The 23,243-nt window shown below is 55.7% G+C and carries 13 protein-coding genes and 3 pseudogenes; 9 read left to right on the top strand and 7 right to left on the bottom strand.

Features of this window, described 5'->3' with window-relative positions:
- Positions 1 to 141 precede the first annotated feature (141 nt).
- Together rplK and rplA are read left to right on the top strand one after the other, a co-directional pair.
- On the top strand, positions 142 to 585 hold the full coding sequence (gene rplK / locus ACP8KU_RS09910; RefSeq protein ID WP_023016714.1) for a 50S ribosomal protein L11: 444 nt from the start codon (positions 142 to 144) through the stop codon (positions 583 to 585).
- Positions 586 to 653: 68 nt separating this feature from the next.
- A complete protein-coding gene (rplA, locus tag ACP8KU_RS09905; RefSeq protein WP_023025157.1) occupies positions 654 to 1,358 on the top strand; it encodes a 50S ribosomal protein L1 in 705 nt (234 codons plus the stop codon).
- Positions 1,359 to 1,469: 111 nt separating this feature from the next.
- Here the strand turns inward: rplA and ACP8KU_RS09900 are convergent, their stop codons facing one another.
- Positions 1,470 to 2,807, bottom strand: a complete 1,338-nt coding sequence (locus ACP8KU_RS09900) for a cryptochrome/photolyase family protein (protein ID WP_484483657.1) — start codon at positions 2,805 to 2,807, stop codon at positions 1,470 to 1,472.
- A gap of 286 nt (positions 2,808 to 3,093) precedes the next feature.
- On the opposite strand from ACP8KU_RS09900, the gene rplJ reads away from it, so the two are divergent.
- The 3 genes from rplJ (at position 3,094) to ACP8KU_RS09885 (ending at position 5,978) form a co-directional block, all read left to right on the top strand.
- Positions 3,094 to 3,615 carry a 50S ribosomal protein L10 gene (gene rplJ / locus ACP8KU_RS09895; RefSeq protein ID WP_005276854.1) on the top strand — a complete coding sequence of 174 codons (522 nt, stop codon included), beginning with the start codon at positions 3,094 to 3,096 and terminating at the stop codon, positions 3,613 to 3,615.
- An 88-nt stretch (positions 3,616 to 3,703) separates the two neighbouring features.
- Positions 3,704 to 4,093, top strand: coding sequence for a 50S ribosomal protein L7/L12 (gene rplL, locus ACP8KU_RS09890; RefSeq protein ID WP_005276856.1), 390 nt, complete (start codon positions 3,704 to 3,706; stop codon positions 4,091 to 4,093).
- A gap of 763 nt (positions 4,094 to 4,856) precedes the next feature.
- Positions 4,857 to 5,978, top strand: coding sequence for a hypothetical protein (locus ACP8KU_RS09885; RefSeq protein WP_278723905.1), 1,122 nt, complete (start codon positions 4,857 to 4,859; stop codon positions 5,976 to 5,978).
- Between the two features lie 386 nt (positions 5,979 to 6,364).
- Here ACP8KU_RS09885 and ACP8KU_RS09880 read toward each other — a convergent pair.
- The 3 pseudogenes from ACP8KU_RS09880 to ACP8KU_RS09870 all read right to left on the bottom strand — a co-directional run.
- A pseudogene (locus ACP8KU_RS09880) lies at positions 6,365 to 7,087 on the bottom strand (IS256 family transposase); the annotation flags it as partial.
- Positions 7,088 to 7,121: 34 nt separating this feature from the next.
- Positions 7,122 to 8,315 (bottom strand): annotated as a pseudogene (locus ACP8KU_RS09875) (IS3 family transposase).
- Between the two features lie 73 nt (positions 8,316 to 8,388).
- Positions 8,389 to 9,022 (bottom strand): annotated as a pseudogene (locus ACP8KU_RS09870) (transposase); the annotation flags it as partial.
- A 292-nt stretch (positions 9,023 to 9,314) separates the two neighbouring features.
- On the opposite strand from ACP8KU_RS09870, the gene ACP8KU_RS09865 reads away from it, so the two are divergent.
- Entirely contained in the window at positions 9,315 to 9,674 is a 360-nt protein-coding gene (locus ACP8KU_RS09865; protein ID WP_348650166.1) for a HigA family addiction module antitoxin, read from the top strand.
- Between the two features lie 7 nt (positions 9,675 to 9,681).
- Here ACP8KU_RS09865 and ACP8KU_RS09860 read toward each other — a convergent pair whose 3' ends face one another.
- The 3 genes from ACP8KU_RS09860 to ACP8KU_RS09850 all read right to left on the bottom strand — a co-directional run bounded on the left by ACP8KU_RS09860 (position 9,682) and on the right by ACP8KU_RS09850 (position 13,020).
- Positions 9,682 to 10,866, bottom strand: coding sequence for an MFS transporter (locus ACP8KU_RS09860; RefSeq protein ID WP_198010372.1), 1,185 nt, complete (start codon positions 10,864 to 10,866; stop codon positions 9,682 to 9,684).
- Positions 10,867 to 10,956: 90 nt separating this feature from the next.
- The gene (locus ACP8KU_RS09855) at positions 10,957 to 11,862 is read right to left on the bottom strand and encodes a SagB/ThcOx family dehydrogenase (protein ID WP_278723935.1); all 906 of its coding nucleotides are present in this window, start codon (positions 11,860 to 11,862) and stop codon (positions 10,957 to 10,959) included.
- A 345-nt stretch (positions 11,863 to 12,207) separates the two neighbouring features.
- Complete coding sequence (locus ACP8KU_RS09850; RefSeq protein ID WP_484483656.1) at positions 12,208 to 13,020, bottom strand: ATP-grasp domain-containing protein; 813 nt, start codon at positions 13,018 to 13,020, stop codon at positions 12,208 to 12,210.
- Positions 13,021 to 13,386: 366 nt separating this feature from the next.
- On the opposite strand from ACP8KU_RS09850, the gene pgfA reads away from it, so the two are divergent.
- The 3 genes from pgfA (at position 13,387) to ACP8KU_RS09835 (ending at position 22,398) form a co-directional block, all read left to right on the top strand.
- A complete protein-coding gene (gene pgfA / locus ACP8KU_RS09845) occupies positions 13,387 to 14,400 on the top strand; it encodes a cell envelope lipid trafficking protein PgfA (protein WP_284610062.1) in 1,014 nt (337 codons plus the stop codon).
- Between the two features lie 375 nt (positions 14,401 to 14,775).
- Entirely contained in the window at positions 14,776 to 18,270 is a 3,495-nt protein-coding gene (gene rpoB, locus ACP8KU_RS09840; RefSeq protein WP_023016723.1) for a DNA-directed RNA polymerase subunit beta, read from the top strand.
- A gap of 132 nt (positions 18,271 to 18,402) precedes the next feature.
- Positions 18,403 to 22,398, top strand: a complete 3,996-nt coding sequence (locus tag ACP8KU_RS09835; RefSeq protein ID WP_484483655.1) for a DNA-directed RNA polymerase subunit beta' — start codon at positions 18,403 to 18,405, stop codon at positions 22,396 to 22,398.
- Positions 22,399 to 23,243 lie beyond the last annotated feature (845 nt).

Here is a 23,243-nt window from a genome sequence, read left to right as displayed (position 1 = left end):
TCTAGACTGGAACACCGTGCGCCTTTTGCGTGCGCACGCGTAAATCGTTTCATCCTCCGGTGGCCCACTGAGGTGAGCATCCGGACGGGCCGCGTTATTCATCGTGACGCAGGTCCGGTACCACAGGAAAGAGGTAATTCGATGGCTCCTAAGAAGAAGGTATCTGGCTTCATCAAGCTGCAGATCGAGGCTGGCGCCGCTAACCCGGCACCGCCAGTTGGCCCGGCACTGGGTGCCCACGGCGTCAACATCATGGAATTCTGCAAGGCTTATAACGCCGCTACCGAAAACCAGCGTGGCAACGTGGTCCCTGTTGAGATCACCGTCTACGAAGACCGCTCCTTCGACTTCAAGCTGAAGACCCCGCCGGCAGCCAAGCTGCTGCTGAAGGCCGCAGGCGTCCAGAAGGGCTCCGGTGTCCCACACACCGATAAGGTCGGCACCGTCACCTGGGATCAGTGCAAGGAAATTGCACAGACCAAGTTCGAGGACCTCAACGCCCGCGATATCGAGGCCGGCGCACACATCATCGCTGGTACCGCCCGCTCCATGGGCCTTAACATCGATGGCGCACCGGAGAAGTAAAAACTTTATGTGGTAGGGCCAGCTTCGGCCCGTCAAATACCACGCCAATCCAGAAAAGGAATTGTTAAATGAGCACCAAGTCTAAGGCTTATAAGGCCGCTGCGGAACTAGTAGATAAGTCCCGCCTGTACCGTCCGATCGAGGCCGCAAAGCTGGCCAAGGAGACCTCCTCCAAGAACTTCGACGCCACCGTTGACGTCGTCTTCCGCCTGGGCGTTGACCCACGCAAGGCTGACCAGCTGGTGCGCGGCACCGTCTCCCTGCCTAACGGCACCGGTAAGGACGTTCGCGTCGCCGTCTTCGCTGAGGGCGAGAAGGCCACCGCAGCTCAGGAAGCTGGCGCTGACATCGTCGGCACCTCCGAGCTGATCGAGCAGATCAATGAGGGCAACCTGGACTTCGACGTTGCCATCGCTACCCCGGACCAGATGGCCAAGGTTGGCCGCGTCGCCCGCGTCTTGGGCCCACGTGGTCTGATGCCTAACCCGAAGACCGGCACTGTGACCAACGACGTTGCTAAGGCAATTAGCGAGGTCAAGGGCGGTAAGATCTCCTTCCGTGTGGACAAGGCTGCAAACTTGCACGCCATCCTTGGTAAGGCTTCCTTCGATGCTGAGAAGCTCGCTGAGAACTACGGCGCCCTCATGGATGAAATCCAGCGCCTGAAGCCAGCTTCCGCAAAGGGCATCTACATCAAGCGCGCCACCATCTCTACCACCTCCGGCCCAGGTATTCCTGTGGACGGCTCCGTGCAGAAGGGCTACACCGACTAAGACGGTGATAGCGCATAGCGCGTGAACGAAGACCCCGAGGATTTTCCTTGGGGTCTTTTTGCATCGAACATCAGGCCCTACGGTGTAAACGAAGGGCCTAGGTATTGGGCGTTAGTCTGCGTCTTTGATCTCGGCGTAGGCCTCGAGGGCTGCCTGGCGCGACTGCCTGAGGTCCACGATGGGCGGGGCCGATAGTGTGGGTGCCCACTGGCGTATATACGCGCCATCCGGGTCGAAGCGCTGAGCCTGGGTTTCCGGGTTGAAGATGCGGAAGAAGGGTGCGGCATCGTCGCCGCAGCCGGCCACCCATTGCCAGTTAAACGGATTGGAGGCGGCATCGGCATCCACCAGGGTGTCCCAAAACCATTCCTCGCCTAGGCGCCAATGGATGCCCAGATTCTTGGTAAGAAACGAACCCACCACCATGCGCACGCGGTTGTGCATGTAGCCGGTGTGCCAGAGCTCGCGCATACCGGCATCGACAAGCGGGATGCCCGTCGTACCCTCCTGCCAATCCTTTAGCCGCGGGTCATTCCAGGACCAGTCGAAGCGGTTGAATTTTTGCCGCACGTTGCGGGTGGCCAGATCGGGCAGGTGGTAGAGCCGGTGCCAGGCAAAGTCGCGCCACAGCAACTCGGACTGAAATTTCTCCGCGTCGGGCTCCTCGGCGGCGGCCACCCAGACCTCGCGCGGGGATACCTCGCCAAAGCGCAAGTGCGGCGAGAGCAGGGACGTGGCGTTGCGCGCGGGTATATCGCGCTCCTCGGCGTAGTGAGCTAAGTCGAGCTGGGCTAGGCGTTCGCGCGCACCGGCCTCTCCGGGAGTCCAATACTGGGCGAGCGACGCAGCCCACTGCGGCTCATCGGCGCTGGGGTTGGGCCAACTGCTGCTTGCCGATGCCCCCATCTCCCGCCCCGCCAGCAATTCCGGTACTGGCAGCGGTTCCTCATCAGCAAGCTGGGACCGCGCGGCGGCCGCGAAGGGAGTAAAGACTTTATAAGGGTTGCCCTGGGCGTTGGTGACCTCCCATGGCTCCACGAGGGTGAAACCGGGGCAGGAGATGGCGTTAATTCCGGCATCGGCAAGCGTTGCTTTGACCCTGGCGTCTACCTCGCGCAGCGGGCCGTGGTAGCGGCGGTTCCAGGTGACGGTATCGGCGCCAACCTCGTGGGCGATGCGGGGAATGACGGTGCGGGCATCGCCGGTAGCGCGCAGAAGCTTCACCCCACGGGAGGCAAGCTCCTGCGCTAGGGCATGGAGCGAACGCTCCCGCCACCAGTGAGTGGCGCCACCGAGCGGCCGGGTGCTGGGGTAGGCGGGCTCATCGAGGACAACGGCCACTAACTCTGGCTTTGAACCGTTTTTATCGGTGGCGGCCTCCGCGGCGCGGGTAAGGGCCTGGTTATCGGATAAGCGCAGGTCATCGCGAAACCACATGAGGGAAGTCATACTAGATAGCCTACGTGGCTGGGCAATTTGGGAATACGAGGAAAGCGCGGTAGTATCCCTTGTGAAGTTTGAACGGCCTTGTGGCCGAGTCAAAGTTCACCGAAGACCGTTGGTCATCCACTAAGGATTGAAAGTTCTCCACCCTGGAGGCGGCCCACGCAGGAGACACTTTGCGCATTCCGCGGCATTTCTCATGTCGCACGCCCTGTGCTCTTGCACGGGGCTTTTCTTTTTGGAAGGCCCCAGCGGAAAATAAAAGAGATGTTTTGGAAGGAGGCGAGAGACAATGGCAAACCCAAAGAACACTGCAGACTTGGCAGAGCTGAAGGAGAAGCTGGCCGATTCTAGCTCCGTCGTTTTGACTGAGTACCGCGGCCTGACCGTATCCCAGCTGCAGGAGCTGCGTAACAACCTGGGCTTTGACGTTGACTACTCCGTCGCCAAGAACACCCTCTTCAAGATCGCTGCCAACGAAGCTGGCATCGAAGGTCTTGATGATTTGCTGACTGGCCCGACCGCAATTGCGTTCATCAAGGGCGAGGCAGTAGATGCTGCGAAGATCATCACCAAGTTTGCTGATGACAACAAGGCACTCGTCATCAAGGGTGGCTACATGGACGGCGACGCATTGTCTGCGGAGCAGGTTCAGGCCATCGCCAAGCTGGACAACCGCGAGACCACCCTCGCAAAGCTGGCTGGCGCTATGAAGGGTTCTATGGCGAAGGCAGCTGCTGTCTTCAACGCTCCTGCAACCAAGGCGGTTCGCACCGTTGTTGCTCTGCAGGACAAGAAGGAAGCAGAAGCTTAAGTCGTCACAACAGACGCACACATAAAACACCGTGCTTGCTACCTCATCACCGGGGAACAAGCACACAACACAGAAAGGACTTGCCATCATGGCTAAGCTCACCAAGGACGAGCTCATTGAAGCTTTCAAGGAAATGACCCTCATCGAACTGTCTGAGTTCGTTAAGGAATTCGAGGACGTCTTCGACGTTGAGGCTGCTGCACCGGTTGCTGCTGCTGCACCGGGCGCTCCGGCTGAGGGCGGCGCTTCCGCTGCTGAGGAGCAGACCGAGTTCGACGTCGTTCTGACCGACGCTGGCGCTAAGAAGATCGGCGTTATTAAGGCTGTCCGCGAGCTCGTCTCCGGCCTGGGCCTGAAGGAAGCTAAGGAAATGGTTGAGGGTGCACCTAAGGCCATCATCGAAGGCGCTTCCAAGGACGACGCTGAGGCTGCTAAGACCAAGCTGGAAGAGGCTGGCGCTTCCGTCGAGCTCAAGTAATTTAACTGAGCTTCACGCTTTCGAAGCCCCCACTCTTACCGCGCTAAATGCGGTGGGAGATGGGGGCTTCTCCCGTTTTGCGGGTCCCTTGAGTTTAGTGGGGGAGCCCAAAATAAACGAGAACACCGAGGGGACATTGGAAAGGGATCGAAAGGAACTCACCGCTTGATTTTGCCGGTGACAACGATTCAATCCCAGTGTAATTCCAGGATTCCGGACTTGATCGTCTGGCTGCGGCCTACCGGATTGAAGTGGTCTACAACCATCGGGGCCGACGCTGAAACACTGGGTATGGTCTATCCCTTCGACTTCGAAACCTACTTCGGCCCAACCGTTAACAATAAAGAATTAGCTGCCCAACCAATAGGTAGCTCTACGATGTACCCGCGATTTGTAGGAAACCTGAAGTTTAGCCGATGTACCTGTAGTTTGTATTCGAAACTGGTTCGATACGTGCGACTCTAATATACGCACTTGGTATAAAATGCGGAAGAGCTTCTAATAGTTATCTATAAGTGAACCTAAATATATTTATATCGGAAGACTATTTATCAATGCTCTTGTCTTGGCGATCCGAAAATGCTATACAGTCTTATATTCAGCAGCGCAATGCTGAGATGTCGTGTTTCCTTTTATGAGAATCCATTCGAGGTATCTTGGAATGGAAGTTCAGTAATCAGGTATTTAGATAAAATATAAAGGAACTGGATAGTGAGGGATCCGGTCAGCTGGTCCTAGCGGGATTTATAAGAGCGGGTTTCAAATGAAGGTTCAGATTAAAGGTAGACCCGAATTTTGGATATCGCTGAATGTGATATCTGATGCTTTCGCAACCTCACTTTTCACTGCTGGTATCGGGTATTATACCGCAGAAATATCGTTCCTAAGTGCAAGTGACAGTATGCGCGCTGTAGGACTAGGGATATCACTGGGAACGATTACGTCGTTAGTGATGGCAAGAATGGCAGACCTGTTCGGTGCCGTGAGGCTGTTGGCCGGAGTCCAAGTTTTGCAAATTCTGTGTTACGCCTATTTAGGCTTCGCTCCAAAAAATGCAGGAAGCATCTTTGGGTGTGTCCTCCTCCTTTTCTTCCTTGGGAGGCTTGTTTCTCCTCTACGCGGGACGCTTCCCCCTTTGTTTCTCAGCAGGGAAAAGTTACTTGAGTTTAAGGCGAAGCTGCGGACCATGACTCTAACAGTCGTCTTTCTGGGTGCTATAACAGTTTCCCTTGGGGCCATGGCGCAGCTTCGGATGGAGCTGTTGATAGCTTGCAGTGGCATTGTCGCGTACAGTCTCTGTGCTGCTTCGACTTTTAGACTCTCGGTTGTCCCAGATATAGAAAGGGAAACGAAAAAGCCAAGTACTATATGGAAAGCACTTTCGTTTAACGATTGGAAGTTATGGTTAGCTCTCCTTGTATCGTTCTCTGTCGTCGCTGTAAGTGGTTCAATTGCTCCCTATGCTATTAGTCTATGGGGAAATAAAGCATCTTGGCTGCTCGGTTTCTCCTCAATTATTGGAATCTTAATAAATAGCGCGATCCATAAAATGATTTCCAATACCGACGGAGTGTTTAATAAGTTGACGAATAGGGCTCGTATTGTCTTAGCGATCGGAATCGGCATAATTGCTTTCTCGATCTTGTCAACAGCTATTTGGCTCTCCATAGCACTGATTCCATTTTTCCTCGTCATGGTGATTGTTATCGTTCTAGTTCACACAGGGCAGACGATTGCGACTGTAGTTGCTTGGGATACGCAATATAACGCAGGATCGGACGACAATAGAGCGTTGATAGTAGCAATATTTTCCCTATCATCCTCTTTTGGTGCCGGGTTAGCGCAGTTATTTGCGGCTAATATATACGGTGTAATCAACCGGTAGTCATCGTATTGCTCCCGCAGGGCAAACTTGAACTTTTGCTTTGTCGTACCCTTTCCGGACAACTAAAATTGGGTTTGCAGCGGAGCCTTTGTCTCCGTCGGAAAACGTAGCCCAACGGAGTACTTCAATGGACGGACCCACCCATCGTTGTGTATGGGTAGGCCCTCCACAAGAGCTCGAGATAACGAACTCCTGTTGAAGTGGACAGAAGATTCTGGAAATGGAAGTTAAGACAGGGTCTCGATACGAAACTTAGGGCGCTTCGCATCGGCAGGATGTGCTCTAGAATTGTGATGTCTAGTGACTTTTTGGACGTTTGCGGCGGTGGAATAGCCGGATGGCTATTCCATTGAGAGTGTCCGATTCTTTGTGTGTGGGGGCTTGGTTTACAAGTATTCCGCGAATCGGTTGGGGTAGGCCACGGCTAGTTGGTTGATGGCTTGTTTCCACCCGGTGGCTTTCGCTCCTTCACTACAGCCGTTGCCTTCAATGTCGCGTTTTGTTTTCTTCGCTCGCTGGGCAGCGCGCTTGTCTTCGATGTCGCAGATCATCAGCCACAGCGTCTTTAGTGCGGCAGTATCGTTCGGGAGTTGACCCCGGTTACGGGTAGCTTTACGCAGTTGGGCGTTGAGCGATTCGATCGAGTTGGTGGTGTAGAGCACTCGCCGCGCCGCTGGTGGGAACTGCAGAAACGGCACGAACCGCTCCCATGCGCCCCGCCAGACTTTGACCGACTGGGGGTATTTCCGGCCAAGTTCACTGGCCTCGAAGGCATCCAGGCTGGCACGTGCAGTGTCCTCGTTAGCGGCTGTGTAGACCTCACGCAGTGTGCGGGAGACTGATTTGCGGTCCTGGTAGGACACCCACCGGTTCGCAGCCCGAATCAGGTGCACAATACAGGTCTGCACCATGGAATTCGGCCAGGTTGCCTCCACGGCTTCCGGCAGGCCTTTGAGCCCGTCGCAGCACACGATGAACACGTCTTGGACACCGCGGTTAGCCAGATCCGCGCACACCGATGCCCAAAATGCGGCGCCTTCATTGTCCGCGATCCACAATCCCAGGATGTGCTTGATGCCGTCCATGTCGACACCAACCGCCATGTGGGCCCGACCCCCGGAAAGTGGACACATCGGGGGCTAGCTATGCTGCTGTGGTCAGTATAGCCGAAGTCTCGGTTTCAAAGACATCAGGCGCTACAAGATTGCACCAGGAGTGCCGCCGGCGCGTGTTGTAGCGCATGCACCACCGGAAGACTTCCTGACGACAGGAGATCGGACTGTCAAAAACTTTCCTATCGCGCAAGACTTCCCGCTTTAAGGTGGCGTTAAACGATTCTGCTAGGGCTTCTATCAGCACTCGTTCCTACCGCTCCCATGGACTGGCGCACACCCAACGACGAGCAGTAATTTCTAAAAGCTTGTGAGGTGTACACACTGCCGTGATCGGAATGGAATACAGCACCGTCAAGGCTGCCACGCACACCATGTGCGTGGGCTAGAGCATCGATGACTAGTGAGACTCGCATGTGGTCTGCGAGTGCATAACCTGCAAGTTTCCGTGAATAGGTGTCAATGACTGTAGCCAAATACATGTTTTTGCCTCCCTTGCACGGCAGGTAGGTGATGTCGCCTACATAGACGTGGTTCGGCCTGTCAGCGGTGAAATTGCGGCCTACTAAATCTGGCATGACACGGTGGCCAGGCTTGCGCTTGGTGGTGATGCATCGACGTCGTTTGGTAAAGCCTTTGATCCCCATCGATTTCATGATGCGTGCGACCTTCTTATGATTGGTCGGGCCGAGGTCCGTATCGTCGTTGAGGCTTGCGGCGATGCGTTTGGCACCATAAAGCCCGTGCTCATCATCGAAGATGGTCTTGATTCTTGCACCAATAAGAGCATCAGAGCACATCTTTAACCTGCGATTTTCGCGGGTATTGACCCATTTGTAGAACGAGGAGCGATTGAGCTTTAACACATGGCACATCCGCTTGACCGAGTACTCGGTTCGGTGGTCATAGACAAACTGGAAGCGGATCACCAGCGTGTCTCTTCGGCAAAATATTTCGCGGCCTTACGCAGGATGTCGCGTTCTTCGCGCAGCTTAGAGACTTCTTTTTCCAGCTGACGGATTCGCGCAGAATCATTCGCCGCTTGGGCTTTATCATGCATGGCCTTTGTGCGAGCACGTTTGCCGGTGCCGTACTTTTTGACCCAAGAATGCAGCGAGGCTCGATTGATACCGAGCTCTGCTGATGCTGAGTTCAGCGAGAGGTCCTCATTGTTCTCATAGAGGGCCACGGCATCGCGTTTGAACTGTTCGGAGTACCTAGACATGGTGGTAGATTACCTTTCTTCCCAGCTCGACTGGGCTGGATATCAGGTGTCCACCAAATGGGGGTCAGGTCCTGTAGCAGGACTTGTTGACCACGCGGTGGCCATCGCGGATTTTAACGCGTAGCGCGTCGAGGAAGATCACCGGATAGAACTCGTCGAGCTGGCGGTTTTGCCAGATCATGACCTCTTCCAAGACCGCGTCGGTAATGGTGCTGATCGTATCCGGGCTCATATCCACACCGAGGGTGGTTGCGAGATGGTGGCACATATCGCGCACGGTTATCCCGCCGGCGTACAGCGAGATAATCATGTCGTCGAGCTCTGTGAGCCGACGTGTGCCCTTGGGCATCATCCGGGGAGTAAACGTGCCGGCGCGATCCCTGGGCACGGTCACTTCCACCGCGCCGTAGCCAGAGTTGACGGTTTTGGTGTACGACCCGTTGCGGTGATTGCTGCTCTGTGCGGTTTCCACCTGGGCTTTGGCCTTGCGTTCGGAATGGCTATAGCCCAAATGCGCATCCATCTCTGCCTGCAGACCAGCGTTAATCGAAGCCTGCAACAGGCCTTTGACCAGCTCGCTGGCGTCATCGGTGGACATCGACAGCACGCCAATCAAGCTGGCGAGCTTAAGGATTTTCCATCAGCTTCTCACTGATGTCGTTGACCCTCGCCGGGTCATGGTTTTTCTTCGGTGACACAGTAGTCATTATCTGTGAAACTCCTTCTAGATCAGAGCCTCACACACAAACTTCCTGACACCCTCGGCCGAGATGGCTTTCGCCGCGATGAGTTCTTCGATGACCTTGCGTGTTGCCGGGCCGACTTTCCTGACATTCTCCCTCGGCACCTAGCACATCAGCATGCCCCCCGGCGGTATTTCAGGTCCGAGGCTGCGTTATGCCTCCGGATAAGTGAAATAATCCTAATACCAGCACGCCAGACCGGCTAAACATATAACTTCACCAACACATCCTGTCGTTTAGGCCCCCGAAGGAGCTGTTGGCGTTGACTTTATCGACTACCACTGAAGCACGCACTCATGTTGATGTTGTTCCCGTTCCGCATCCCGGAGAAATTCTTCTCCTAGAATTCCTCAAACCCTGCGGAATTACCCAGTATCGCCTGGCCAACGACATTGGCACTACCCGCTCTCAAGTCTGCAAAATCACCCGCGGTGCGCTCGGTATCAGCGCCGATATGGCCTTGCGCTGGTCGTCCTACTTTGGGAATTCCGCGGAGTTCTGGCTCGGACTCAAGAGGAATACGATCTGTGGAAAACTCGCCAGACCACTGATGTCAGCGCCATCGTTCCGTGGAATCACAAAGAAGAAGCCGAGTCTCATTCATAGGAACAGTTGACTTGCGCTCATGAGTGGCTAGGGGAATTCCCTTTCTCCCTCGCGTCTGCTTGCGCAAGGACGCGATCGGCTCGGCGCACAAAGATAAGGGCGGGCCCGATAGCGAGGAGCCCGGCGAGCGCATTGGCCCACAAACCAGTGGTCAAGGTCCAGCGATGAGACAATGCGGCCAGCGGGGTCGACCACACACTAGAGAGTGAAACGACGGTGCTCATTTGGATATTGGTGACTCGGCCAAAAGTTTCTTCTGCCAGAAGCCTGTGGAGTGCGGCATAGGTTACCGCGCCGGCGGCTGGGGCTGTAAGAACAGACAGCCCTAAGGGGATGATCATCAACAGGCTGGGGCTGAGCAGGGCACCACAGGCGATTGATGCAGCAACCCAGGCGCATGTGCCTACCTGAAGGGTGGCGAAGGAGAACTTCTTCTGCAACCAACCCGTCGACAAAGCCCCCACAATCCCGATGAGGCCTATGGACGTGCGGGCTAGTCCCGTTACCCATCCAGGGTTATTCCCCTCCTCCAGTATGAGGACCGCCATGAACAGCGAGCCGTTAATTGCGCAGTTCGACAGTGTTTGCATGGCAATGAGCCCGCGAAGTAGTGGCGCGCGAGCCACGATGGCTAAGCCTTCCTTCGTCGTGCGTAGGAGCTTGTTCCCTGCCTTCTTTGTGGGGTCTAGGCGAGCCCTGATGAAGAGGAAGAAGACAATGGTGAGGATATTTGCCAGACCGACAAACACGAAGGGCAGTGCCACATTGACTTCTAGAAGCGCGCCGCCCACAGTGGGGCCGATGAGTCCCGCAAATTGCAGACGTGCTTGGATGAGCCCTTGTTTGGCGGCGAGCTGTTCTTCCTCAACGAGCTGGGGCAGGCAAGGGTCGGAGCAAGCTTGACCTATCCGGTAAAAGAACATCATGCTCCCGAGAAGCGCACCGAAGACCATGGGGGAGAAACTTCCGGATAGGATGAGACTCGCTAACGCGAGGTTGAGTACCCCGGCCAGAGCGTTGGTCACAATGATGAGTGGCTTGCGGCGCCACATATCCGCAAGAGAGCCGCCGATGATTCCGCCTGCCAGTGCAGCTATTCCGGTGATGGTTCCATACAGGCCGGCAAGGGTAAGGCTATCGCTCAAGCGTAGAGTGACCACCGGAATAGCAAGCCCGGCTCCTACCCCGGCTATCTGAGCCACGAGGTCAGACCACAGGAATAGTCTAAAATCACTTGGGTTGGTGCGATCAACTTCATTTATATTCAATGCTCCTCCTATAACAAAGCCATCTCAGTCGTCCCTAGGCCCAACTGCAATTAGCATGCCCCAGAGGAAAGATCGCCAATCTAGTCCCGCGTTGTCAGCGATGATGTCTTCCCGAAAGAGAGAAATGCCCCGAGAGAGGTGGTCAGTGGCTGTAGCAACCATTTGAATAACTTGGCTAAGGTGCCCAATTTCTAGCCAGAGCGTTCGAATCGAGTTTAGACTTTCGTATTTCCAGGATATGACTCGAGGATCACCAACAGTAATAAAATGTATTGGGGCATCCACGACATGCGATTGTTTCCCAACCGCGGTCTTCCATTCCTTATAGGGCTCTAGATGATTGAGAAACAGTAAGGAATGGTTTTTCGGGTGGTATAAATAATAACCATCGTCGATTGAATCGCATCTACTAACGCGGACAATGAGCTCGGTTGAGCACAATCCTCCGGCAGATGGGACCGAACGAAAATGGATGTTTCCGGACTTCTGTTCGTTTGTTGTTGGGCGCTTTGAAAAGCTTGCGGAATCGTAAAGGATTGATGCTAGTGACCTAAGGCTAATTGATTTTAGCTCTGTATTCGTAAAACGTGCAGATTTTCGAGAATTCAAAACAGATTTGAAGCTTCTGGTGTAGCTTATTGTCTCGCCGTGCGGAAGGTTCAATTCTTGCTTGGCGAAAATCGGATTCTCCCATACATGATGCGGTGGGCCGGTGAGCGCGAGTTTTTCCCTTAAATGCTGGTGATGCTCATCTAGTTGAGCGATTGTCTCGTCGGAACGGACTCCGCTGGCAAATGCGTAGTCGCGCGCGAGCGGAGGAGTATCGGGCCACATATCTAGAACCGTGCATTCGGTATTGGGGGGTTCATTAGAAAAATGCTGTAGTACCCCTAAGTTCTGGAGTTCCGGAAATGAATCTTCGCTAGACACGACCGTTACTCCACTAATAGTTTGACTATCTAGTAAGCGGAAGAGTTCCTCCCTTGCCTTCTGGTTTAAGATTGTCTGAGTTTGCTCTAGAGGGTTGTCCCAAACGAGATACGGTCCCTTGAACCGAAAGTGGCCCACTGTCGCTATTCTAAGCATCGTTTAAAGTCCTTTGTAAATATCTAGCAATGGCGTTGGAGACGAGATTTGTGCCAGCTCGGTCTTCGTAGAATAGCCAATCGAAGCAAACGTTACATTCAAGAAATATTGGGTCACCTCCTTGTATTAGGAGGTCGATGGCACATAAATTACAACCGGATAGTTGGGAGTATTCAATTAGAATATCTTTTATAGAATATCTTTTAATCTTTGGGTAGATTTATATAGAGATACGCTCACGCCGTTGTTCTCTTGCCACAGGTCGTCTGCATTGTCATATCCCGATACTCGGAAAACGATAACTTCTTGGTCGATTACGTAGCAGCGGAGCTCATACTCTGAGTTCATATACTTCTGGAATAGGAGAGGTACCGGCTCATCACGAGTTGATTGATCTAGCTTCAAACGTTTAGGCATAGCTCCAAGAAGTGTTCCCGGAGTCGGTTCTACCCAGTGGGGGCCAATCGGTTTGGCAATTGAAAAGGGAAACGCCGCTTCATATCCAATTGACGTTTGAGGGGTAGTAAGTCCAATAGAATTGGCGAGCTGAATTTGTGCAAGCCGTGACCGAGCGTTACAAAATTGGTTTACGCTAAATAAAGCAATCTCTTCAAGCGTTTGTATGTAGGATATTGCCTGATCTTTGATATAAATTATTTCCTCTTTAACGCAGGATATATTTTTTATAGATTCGCGTGAAAAATGGCGGATCCAAGCTACTGCCACCGTGGTGTTGCCATGTTCCGTAACCAGTCTTCCGAAGTTATCTATTGGTAATAGCTCTTTACTGAGTTCGCCGTCGCTGTCAATTCGTACGACTCCAATGTTTTGGCTGGCGAGAATCAGCGACAGGAGGTCACATTCTGGGTCATCTTGGCGGGTTATGAAGACTACACTTTTTGATGGAAGCGATTCGGGGTGATTGTGGCGGAATTCTCGCTGAAAATCGTTGCTTGGGCCTTGAAGTCTTATGGTGATATTTTTGTCTATAAGGATCGTCATAGATATATGGTGGGGTCCTGTGGGTGCATGCTTGAGGGGCTTGCATCCACAGGGGGTAGCTAAAAGTCCTTTTTTACGTCGTGATTTGCTGCCTTGATTTTGTAATCATTAACAAAGGCGTCCAGCTTGTGATTGGGTCGTGGTGTGGGGTGTTCTGTCTGGTTTAGAATCTCCCGCGCTATCTGAGTGCTGAGACGCGGTGCTACTTCTGCGTGATGCAAGGTAAAATCTCCCGGTAGTGTGATGTGCATTACTTGAGGTAATTAGAATCTACATGAGCACTTTGAATCCGGGTATCCTACAAAAGTTCTATATCTCGTTTCAGGAAGTGTGTTTTGAACAAACGAGTCGGTAGGATGAGCCACCATGCTGCCCAAGTCCCGCATCTTCTCCGTCCTCCTGCTCGGCCTCGGCGTTGCGCTGGTGGCCGCCGGAGTAGCGGCGCCGGCGTTTTTGGATTTCTCGCCGCGGCTGCCGTTGGAACTCAAAAACACCACGTGGACTCTTAAGGATGAGTCCGCGGATTCCCAAGTGGTCAATAAGGATGGAACGTCGCCTTATTCCGGGCCGATGACCTACCAGATCAATGCGGGCATCCAAGAGCCTTCGGATGAAGATACTGCGACGCTGCGCATAGGGGAGACGCGCCTGCGCGGCGATGGCCAAGGACTCGATGATTTAAGCCAAGCGCAGGTGTGGACCTATTCCATTGACCGCCTGAGCGGTGAGGCAAAGGCAGAGGCCAGCCTGAGCCATACCTTGGCCAGCCCTGAGGAGAAGGTTGCTGTCGATGGGTACTGGCTAAAATTCCCGGCGGATGCGGAAAAGACGAATTACCCAGTCTTTGACCCCACCTTGCGCAAGGCAGTGGACGCGGTCTTTGAAGAAGAAACTGAAATAGATGGCCGTACGGTGTATCGGTATCACCAGGAAATCGAGCCAACAAACGTAGCGCAGCTTTATGCCGCCGATGGCAATACCACCTCTTTCCCCAAGGAAGATGGGGGACACGAACCTGGTTATTTGATGCACTCGGGCAGTACGGATTTCTACGTCGACCAAGCTACCGGCCTGGTGGTGGGCATGGACATGGATATCGATGACTACTACGCGGACCGAGAGGGCGTAGGCCGCGAGCGGGCATTCGTCTTTAATGGTTCCACCTCAGAGGAGTCCCGCGCGGCGCTACTCGATGAAGCGAAATCGTTCCCACGCAACCGCGTGGCGGAGATTGCGCGGTGGGCGGCACTGGGTATCGGTATCGTGTTCACCTTTATTGGAGTCATTGGGGCGCTGGGAATTTACGACCGTAAAAACAAGCATGTGCGCCGACGCGGAAAGAAAAGCGCCAGCGAAATGACTAGCGAAAGTGCTAGATAAGAGTATTAAGCGCGGTTCGGGTTGCGGTGGAATGAGTTTTTAGTGGTACGGTGCTTGTGGTTGCCCCACTAGATCTGGCGCAACATTGTTGCCGCGTTGGCGCAGCGGCGAGCGAGAGCTTGCCCCCTAGCGCGGGAAGAAAAAGCCTTAAAAGTGGTGTGTCTTTACATACCTGAGTTTTTCCTATACACTAATTCGTTGCGCTGGAATCTGGATCTTCGGTGCACATTTAGCCTTTCGGGTTGGTGATGGCAAAACCGACTTGACAAGGTGATTTTGTGCATTCTGAACCCAGACACTCCACAGCAGACCGAATGCTAAAATTACCAGCGGTTTTGCTGCTCGTCGGCCAGGGCGAGTAGCAATCCGCGTGAGGTGCTGGAAGGACCCATCTTGGCAGTCTCCCGCCAGACCAAGTCAGTGGCCAATATCCCCGGAGCCCCGAAGCGATACTCGTTTGCAAAAATTAGCGAGCCTATCGCCCTGCCGGGCCTCCTTGACGTACAACTCGATTCCTTTGCTTGGCTCGTCGGCTCGCCGGAATGGCGCGAGCGTGAGCAGGCTGAGCGCGGCGATAACGCACGCGTGACGAGTGGCCTTGAGGATATCCTCGAAGAGCTCTCGCCGATTCAGGACTACTCAGGCAATATGTCCCTGTCCTTGTCGGAGCCTCGCTTCGAGCCGGTGAAAAACACCGTCGACGAGTGTAAAGAAAAGGACATCAACTACTCCGCGCCGCTGTACGTGACCGCAGAGTTTATTAATAACGACACCCAAGAGATTAAGTCGCAGACCGTCTTCATCGGTGACTTCCCGATCATGACGGATATGGGTACCTTCATCGTGAACGGTACCGAACGCGTCATCGTCTCCCAGCTGGTGCGTTCCCCGGGCGTGTACTTCGATCGTTCCATCGATAAGTCCACCGAACGTCCGCTGCACTCCGTGAAGATCATTCCTTCCCGCGGTGCTTGGCTGGAGTTCGACGTGGACAAGCGCGATACCGTCGGCGTGCGCATTGACCGCAAGCGCCGCCAGCCGGTAACCGTCCTGTTGAAGGCGCTGGGTTGGAGCGAGGAGCAGATCAGGGAGCGCTTCAGCTTCTCTGAGCTCATGATGTCCACCCTGGAATCTGACGGTGTATCCAATACCGATGAAGCGTTGCTGGAGATCTACCGCAAGCAGCGCCCGGGCGAGCAGCCTACCCGTGAGCTGGCGCAGTCCTTGTTGGATAACTCCTTCTTCCGCGCTAAGCGCTATGACCTTGCCAAGGTTGGCCGTTACAAGGCCAACCGCAAGCTGGGCCTTGGCGGCGACCACGACGGTCTGATGACTCTGACCGAAGAAGACATCGCCGTCACCCTGGAGTACCTGGTACGCCTGCACGTGGGCGAGCGTGAGATGAAGGCGCCAAACGGCGAGATGATCTCGCTGAACACCGACGATATCGACCACTTTGGTAACCGTCGTCTGCGCACCGTGGGCGAGCTCATCCAGAACCAGGTCCGCGTGGGCCTGTCCCGCATGGAGCGCGTCGTGCGCGAGCGCATGACCACCCAGGACGCTGAGTCGATCACGCCGACGTCCCTGATTAACGTGCGTCCGGTCTCTGCTGCTATCCGCGAGTTCTTTGGTACCTCGCAGCTGTCGCAGTTCATGGACCACAACAACTCCCTGTCCGGCCTGACTCACAAGCGCCGTCTGTCCGCACTGGGCCCAGGCGGTCTGTCCCGTGAGCGCGCCGGCATTGAGGTGCGAGACGTCCACGCTTCGCACTACGGCCGCATGTGCCCGATTGAGACCCCCGAGGGGCCGAACATTGGTCTGATTGGTGCGCTGGCGTCCTACGCCCGCGTGAACCCATTCGGCTTCATCGAGACCCCGTACCGCAAGGTCGTTGACGGCAAGGTAACGGACCAGGTGGAGTACCTCACCGCTGATGAGGAAGACCGCTTCGCCATTGCTCAAGCCGAGGTTGAGCAGGACGAGGAAGGCCGTTTGATTGGCGAGCGCATCGAGGTCCGCTTGAAGGAGGGTGACATCGGAGTGACCGATGCCTCCGGTGTGGACTACGTTGACGTCTCTCCGCGCCAGATGGTCTCCGTTGGTACCGCCATGATTCCGTTCTTGGAGCACGACGACGCTAACCGTGCTTTGATGGGTGCGAACATGCAGAAGCAGGCGGTTCCGCTGGTTCGCTCCGAGGCCCCACTGGTGGGTACTGGTATGGAGCAGCGCGCTGCCTACGACGCCGGCGACGTGGTTATCACGCCAAAGGCCGGTGTTGTTGAAAACGTCACTGCTGATGTCATCACCATCATGGACGATGAGGGCCAGCGCGATACCTACATCCTGCGCAAGTTCGAGCGCACCAACCAGGGCACCAACTACAACCAGACCCCGCTGGTTTCCATGGGTCAGCGCGTAGAGGCTGGCCAGGTTTTGGCCGATGGCCCAGGTACTCACAACGGTGAGATGTCGCTCGGCCGCAACCTGCTGGTTGCGTTCATGCCGTGGGAAGGCCACAACTACGAGGACGCCATCATCCTCAACCAGCGCATCGTGGAAGAGGACATCTTGACCTCCGTCCACATCGAGGAGCACGAGATCGATGCTCGTGACACCAAGCTGGGCGCTGAGGAAATCACCCGCGAGATTCCGAACGTTTCCGAGGACGTTTTGAGCGACCTCGATGAGCGCGGCATCATCCGCATCGGTGCTGACGTCCGTGCCGGCGATATCCTGGTTGGTAAGGTCACCCCGAAGGGTGAGACCGAGCTGACTCCGGAAGAGCGCCTGCTGCGCGCCATCTTCGGTGAAAAGGCCCGCGAGGTTCGCGATACCTCCATGAAGGTTCCGCACGGTGAGGTGGGCAAGGTTATTGGCGTTGCTCGCTTCTCCCGCGATGATGACGATGACCTGGCACCGGGCGTCAACGAGATGATCCGCGTGTACGTGGCGCAAAAGCGCAAGATCCAGGACGGCGATAAGATGGCCGGCCGCCACGGCAACAAGGGCGTTGTGGGCAAGATCTTGCCGCCAGAGGATATGCCGTTCATGGAGGACGGCACCCCGGTGGACATCCTGCTGAATACGCACGGTGTGCCGCGTCGTATGAACATCGGCCAGGTTCTTGAGCTGCACTTGGGCTGGTTGGCTCACGCTGGTTGGAAGGTCGACACCGAGGATCCGGCTAACGCCGAGCTTCTCAAGACCTTGCCGGAAGAGCTTTACGATGTCCCAGCGGACTCCCTGACCGCCACCCCGGTCTTCGACGGTGCTACCAACCACGAGATCGAGCGCCTGTTGGCATCGTCCCGCCCGAACCGCGACGGCGACGTACTGGTCAACGAGCACGGTAAGGCCACGCTTTTCGATGGCCGGTCCGGCGAGCCGTACAAGTACCCCATCTCCGTGGGCTACATGTACATGCTCAAGCTGCACCACTTGGTCGATGAGAAGATTCACGCCCGTTCCACTGGTCCTTACTCCATGATTACCCAGCAGCCACTGGGCGGTAAGGCTCAGTTCGGTGGCCAGCGCTTCGGCGAGATGGAGGTGTGGGCAATGCAGGCTTACGGCGCTGCCTACACCCTGCAGGAGCTGCTGACCATCAAGTCCGATGACGTGGTAGGCCGCGTGAAGGTCTACGAGGCCATCGTGAAGGGCGACAATATTCCAGATCCGGGCATCCCTGAGTCCTTCAAGGTGTTGCTCAAGGAGCTGCAGTCCCTGTGCTTGAACGTGGAGGTTCTTTCCACTGACGGCACCCCGATGGAGCTGTCTGGCTCTGATGACGATGACATGGATAGCCCATCGCTTGGCATTAACTTGTCCCGCGATGAGGGTTCTTCCGCTGACATCGCCTAAATAGATTCTCGGTCCACTGCGGAATGCACGGTTCCGGTGTTTAACACCGGGGCCGCCGCGGGCGGGCAATAAAGATTAATTCATTAAAAGCCATCAATTCCTCACATGACGAGGATGAAAGGGAGACATTACGTGTTTGACGTAAATCTCTTCGACGAGCTCCGCATCGGTCTGGCCACTGCTGACGATATCCGTCGCTGGTCTAAGGGCGAGGTTAAAAAGCCCGAGACCATTAACTACCGCACGCTAAAGCCGGAAAAGGACGGCCTGTTCTGCGAGCGCATTTTCGGACCTACCCGTGACTGGGAGTGTGCTTGTGGTAAGTACAAGCGCGTCCGCTACAAGGGCATCATCTGTGAGCGTTGCGGCGTTGAGGTCACCAAGTCCAAGGTGCGTCGTGAGCGCATGGGCCACATCGAGCTGGCCGCTCCGGTAACCCACATCTGGTACTTCAAGGGCGTTCCTTCCCGCTTGGGCTACCTGCTGGACCTGGCACCGAAGGACCTTGAGCGCATCATCTACTTCGCAGCGAACATCATCACCTCTGTTGATGAAGAGGCTCGCCACAACGACCAGTCCACTCTGGAAGCAGAAATGCTGCTGGAAAAGAAGGACGTTGAGGACGATACCGAGTCCGAGATCGCGGAGCGCGCTTCCAAGCTGGAATCCGACTTGGCGGAGCTGGAGGCAGCCGGTGCGCGTGCCGATGCCCGCAAGAAGGTACAAAACGCTGCTGATAAGGAAATGCAGCACATCCGCGAGCGCGGCGAGCGGGAAGTCGCACGCCTGGATGAAATCTGGAACACCTTCTTGAAGCTTGCTCCGAAGCAGATGGTCATCGATGAGACCATCTACGAAGAGCTGGTTGACCGCTACGAGGATTACTTCACCGGCGGCATGGGTGCAGAAGCCATCCAGACCTTGGTCCGCAATTTCGACCTCGAGGCAGAGGCTGAGGAGCTGCGCGAGATCATCAACAACGGCAAGGGCCAGAAGAAGATGCGCGCGCTTAAGCGCCTCAAGGTCGTTGCCGCATTCCTTAACTCCGGCAACGACCCGGCAGGCATGGTGCTGGACGCTATTCCGGTTATTCCGCCTGAGTTGCGCCCGATGGTGCAGCTCGACGGTGGCCGCTTCGCCACCTCGGACCTGAATGACCTGTACCGCCGCGTTATCAACCGCAATAACCGCCTGAAGCGCATGATCGACCTGGGCGCACCAGAGATCATCGTGAATAACGAGAAGCGCATGCTGCAGGAGTCTGTGGACGCGCTCTTCGATAACGGCCGCCGTGGCCGTCCGGTTACCGGCCCGGGCAACCGCCCGTTGAAGTCCCTGTCTGACTTGCTCAAGGGCAAGCAGGGCCGTTTCCGCCAGAACCTGCTGGGTAAGCGCGTGGACTACTCCGGTCGTTCCGTTATTATCGTCGGCCCGCAGCTGAAGCTGCACGAGTGTGGTCTGCCGAAGCTGATGGCACTCGAGCTGTTCAAGCCTTTCGTCATGAAGCGCTTGGTTGAAAATGACTACGCCCAGAACATCAAGTCCGCAAAGCGCATGGTGGAGCGCCAGCGCCCAGAGGTCTGGGACGTGCTGGAGCAGGCCATTTCTGAGCACCCAGTGATGCTCAACCGTGCGCCTACGCTGCACCGTCTGGGTATCCAGGCCTTCGAGCCGAAGCTGGTCGAGGGTAAGGCTATTCAGCTGCACCCCCTGGCTTGTGAGGCGTTCAACGCCGACTTCGACGGTGACCAGATGGCAGTTCACCTGCCGCTATCCGCCGAGGCACAGGCAGAGGCTCGCGTGCTGATGCTGGCTTCCAACAACATTCTGTCCCCGGCATCCGGTAAGCCACTGGCTATGCCACGTCTGGATATGGTGACCGGTCTGTACTACCTCACCATGGACAAGGCAGAGGACGAGATTGGTGGCAACGGTCGTTACCGCGAGGCTGGCGAGGACTACCCGGCAACCGGCGTGTATTCGTCCTACGCCGAGGCCCTCATGGCCTACGACCGCGGCACGGTTGGCCTGCAGGCACCGATCAAGGTCCGCATCGATCACCTGCGCCCACCAGAGGACATCGAGGCAGAGCTCTTCCCCGATGGCTGGTCCAAGGGCCAGGCATGGTTGGGCTATACCACCATCGGCCGGATCATGTTCAACGAGCTGCTGCCGTGGAACTACCCGTACCTTGAGGGCATCATGGTCCGCAAGGGCGGCGGCACCGACGGCAAGGTCCTCATTGGTGACGTGGTCAATGACTTGGCCACCAAGTACCCAATGATCACCGTGGCTCAGGTTCTGGACAACATGAAGGACGCCGGCTTCTACTGGGCAACCCGCTCCGGTGTGACCATTACGATGTCTGACGTGCTGGTGCTGCCGAATAAGACCGAGATCCTCGAATCTTATGAGAAGGAAGCAGAGCGCATCGAGCGTAAGTACTGGGAGCAGGGTGCGCTTACGGAGCGCGAGCGTTATGACCGCCTGGTGGAGCTGTGGAAGGACGCTACCGATACCGTCGGTGAGGCTGTCGAGAGCATCTACCCGGATTACAACCCAATTCCGATGATTGTGAAGTCGGGTGCTGCCGGTAACATGCGTCAGATCTGGACGCTGGCCGGTATGAAGGGCATGGTTGTGAACTCGCACGGTGATTACATCACCCGTCCGATTAAGACCTCCTTCCGCGAAGGCCTGTCCGTGCTGGAGTACTTCAACAACTCCCACGGTTCCCGTAAGGGTCTGGCCGATACCGCACTGCGTACCGCTGACTCCGGTTACCTCACCCGCCGTCTGGTGGACGTCGCCCAGGACGTCATCGTCCGCGAAGAGGACTGTGGCACCCACCAGGGCGTGCGCGTTCCTATCGGCGAGGTCTCCGGCGACAAGGTCGTCCTCTCCGAGCTGTGGGAGACCTCCGCTTCCGGTCGCGTGCTTGCTACGGACGTCAAGGACGAGAACGGCGAGGTCGTTGCAGAGGCCGGTGCAGACCTGACCGAGGAGCTCACGCAGAAGCTTCTCGATGCCAAGGTCACCGACGTCAAGGTCCGCTCCGTGCTGACCTGCCAGACCCCGGCCGGTGTCTGTGCGAAGTGCTACGGCAAGTCCATGGCGTCCGGCCAATTGGTCGACATCGGCGAGGCCGTCGGCATCGTGGCTGCACAGTCCATTGGTGAGCCTGGTACCCAGCTGACCATGCGTACCTTCCACCAGGGTGGTGTCGGTGGCGACATTACCGGTGGTCTGCCGCGTGTGCAGGAGCTCTTCGAGGCCCGTAACCCGAAGAACCGCGCACCGATTGCTTCCGTGGACGGCACCGTGTCCCTGTCCGATGAGGGCAACTTCTGGACCATGACCATCACCCCGGATGACGGTTCTGATGACGTGGTTTACGAGAAGCTCTCCAAGCGCCAGGGCCTGGCCCAGGTGCGTCGCCCGATGGAGTCCAACCCGGATGCGATGATCGAGCGTTCCTTGAAGGACGGCGACCACGTTGAGACCGGTGACCGCTTGATGCGTGGTGCGGCTGACCCGCACGACGTGCTCGAGGTTCTGGGCCGTCGCGGCGTGGAGCAGCACCTCATCAACGAGGTGCAGGCCGTGTACCGCACCCAGGGTGTGGCCATCCACGACAAGCACATCGAGATCATCATCCGCCAGATGCTGCGCCGCGGTACCGTCATCGACGCCGGTACCACGGAGCTGCTGCCGGGCAACCTGATCGACCTTTCTGAGGCCAAGCAAATGAACGCTGCACAGGTTGCAGAAGGCGGCGAGCCGGCGCAGCTGCGCTCGGAGATCATGGGTATTACCAAGGCCTCCTTGGCTACCGAGTCTTGGCTGTCCGCAGCTTCGTTCCAGGAGACCACGCGTGTGCTTACCGATGCCGCTATTAACAAGCGCTCCGATAAGCTCATCGGCCTCAAGGAAAACGTCATCATCGGTAAGCTGATCCCGGCCGGTACCGGTATCTCCCGTTACCGCAATATCTCCGTCAAGCCGACCGAGGCTGCGCGCAACGCCGCTTACTCGATTCCGACTTACGGCGATTCCATCTACGGTGATGACGGCTTCGGTGAATTCACCGGCGCTTCCGTTCCGCTGGATGAGGACTTCACCTTCTAAGTCCTAGAGCGCGTGCCCCTCGGCACCGCGTCCAGTCAGAGCCCCCGCTTCCGTGCACACGGTAAGCGGGGGCTCTTTCAGGATATTTCTCTATTAACGCAGATGGCCTATAAATATTTTAATTTTCAAATATGGGCTTTGAATTGGGATACAATTTAACGTCACTTTGAACGAGGATCGTTTTTCAGAATTGCCGGAAGGGGATCGCTCGCCGAAAAATATTGAAGAACGCTAGGATCCAAGCAATTAAGTAATTCAAAAATTTCCTTCCGGTAGATGCTGCAATCGATATCGATCAGTGACTCTTGGTGGCTAATTCTATTTCTAAGCAAAACGGCGTGATGCATGATAAAACTGGCTCGATCAGGGGAAATAGTCTTAGGACCCGATGACAGCGCCCGGCTAGTTATCTCTTTGTACACGGACTTGAGATTCGTATAGGTGGTCTCGTTAGGGTAATACTTGCGGGTGCCATCGGGGCGAATTGTCGGTTCTCGGTAGAAGAAAGCTTCCTTCCATTGAGTTAAGGTGACTTGGGCAATAATGTCATCACGGTTAATGGGTTGACCTTTTCGCGGATGAGTTCCTTCGACGAGCCCAGTTCCGTTGTCGCGAATCCCTTTAGCATTCCTGGCTTTTCCTAGGGCTCTGTTTGCAATTTGTTGGCTGACTTTGGAGAGAGAGGGAAGGATACATTGCAAGTGGGATGTTCAATCCAATTTTTATTGCTTTGAGGCTCCTGCTCATCGCTCCATTCATCGATCGCTTTGCAAATCTTGTTTCTGAGGACAATCTCAAAAACGGATAATAAGTTCCAAAGCGCCGCAGATAGTTGAAGGTCCCAC

Source organism: Corynebacterium sp. LaCa_282, from assembly GCF_057198125.1.
This window is presented reverse-complemented; position numbering and strand designations above follow the sequence as displayed.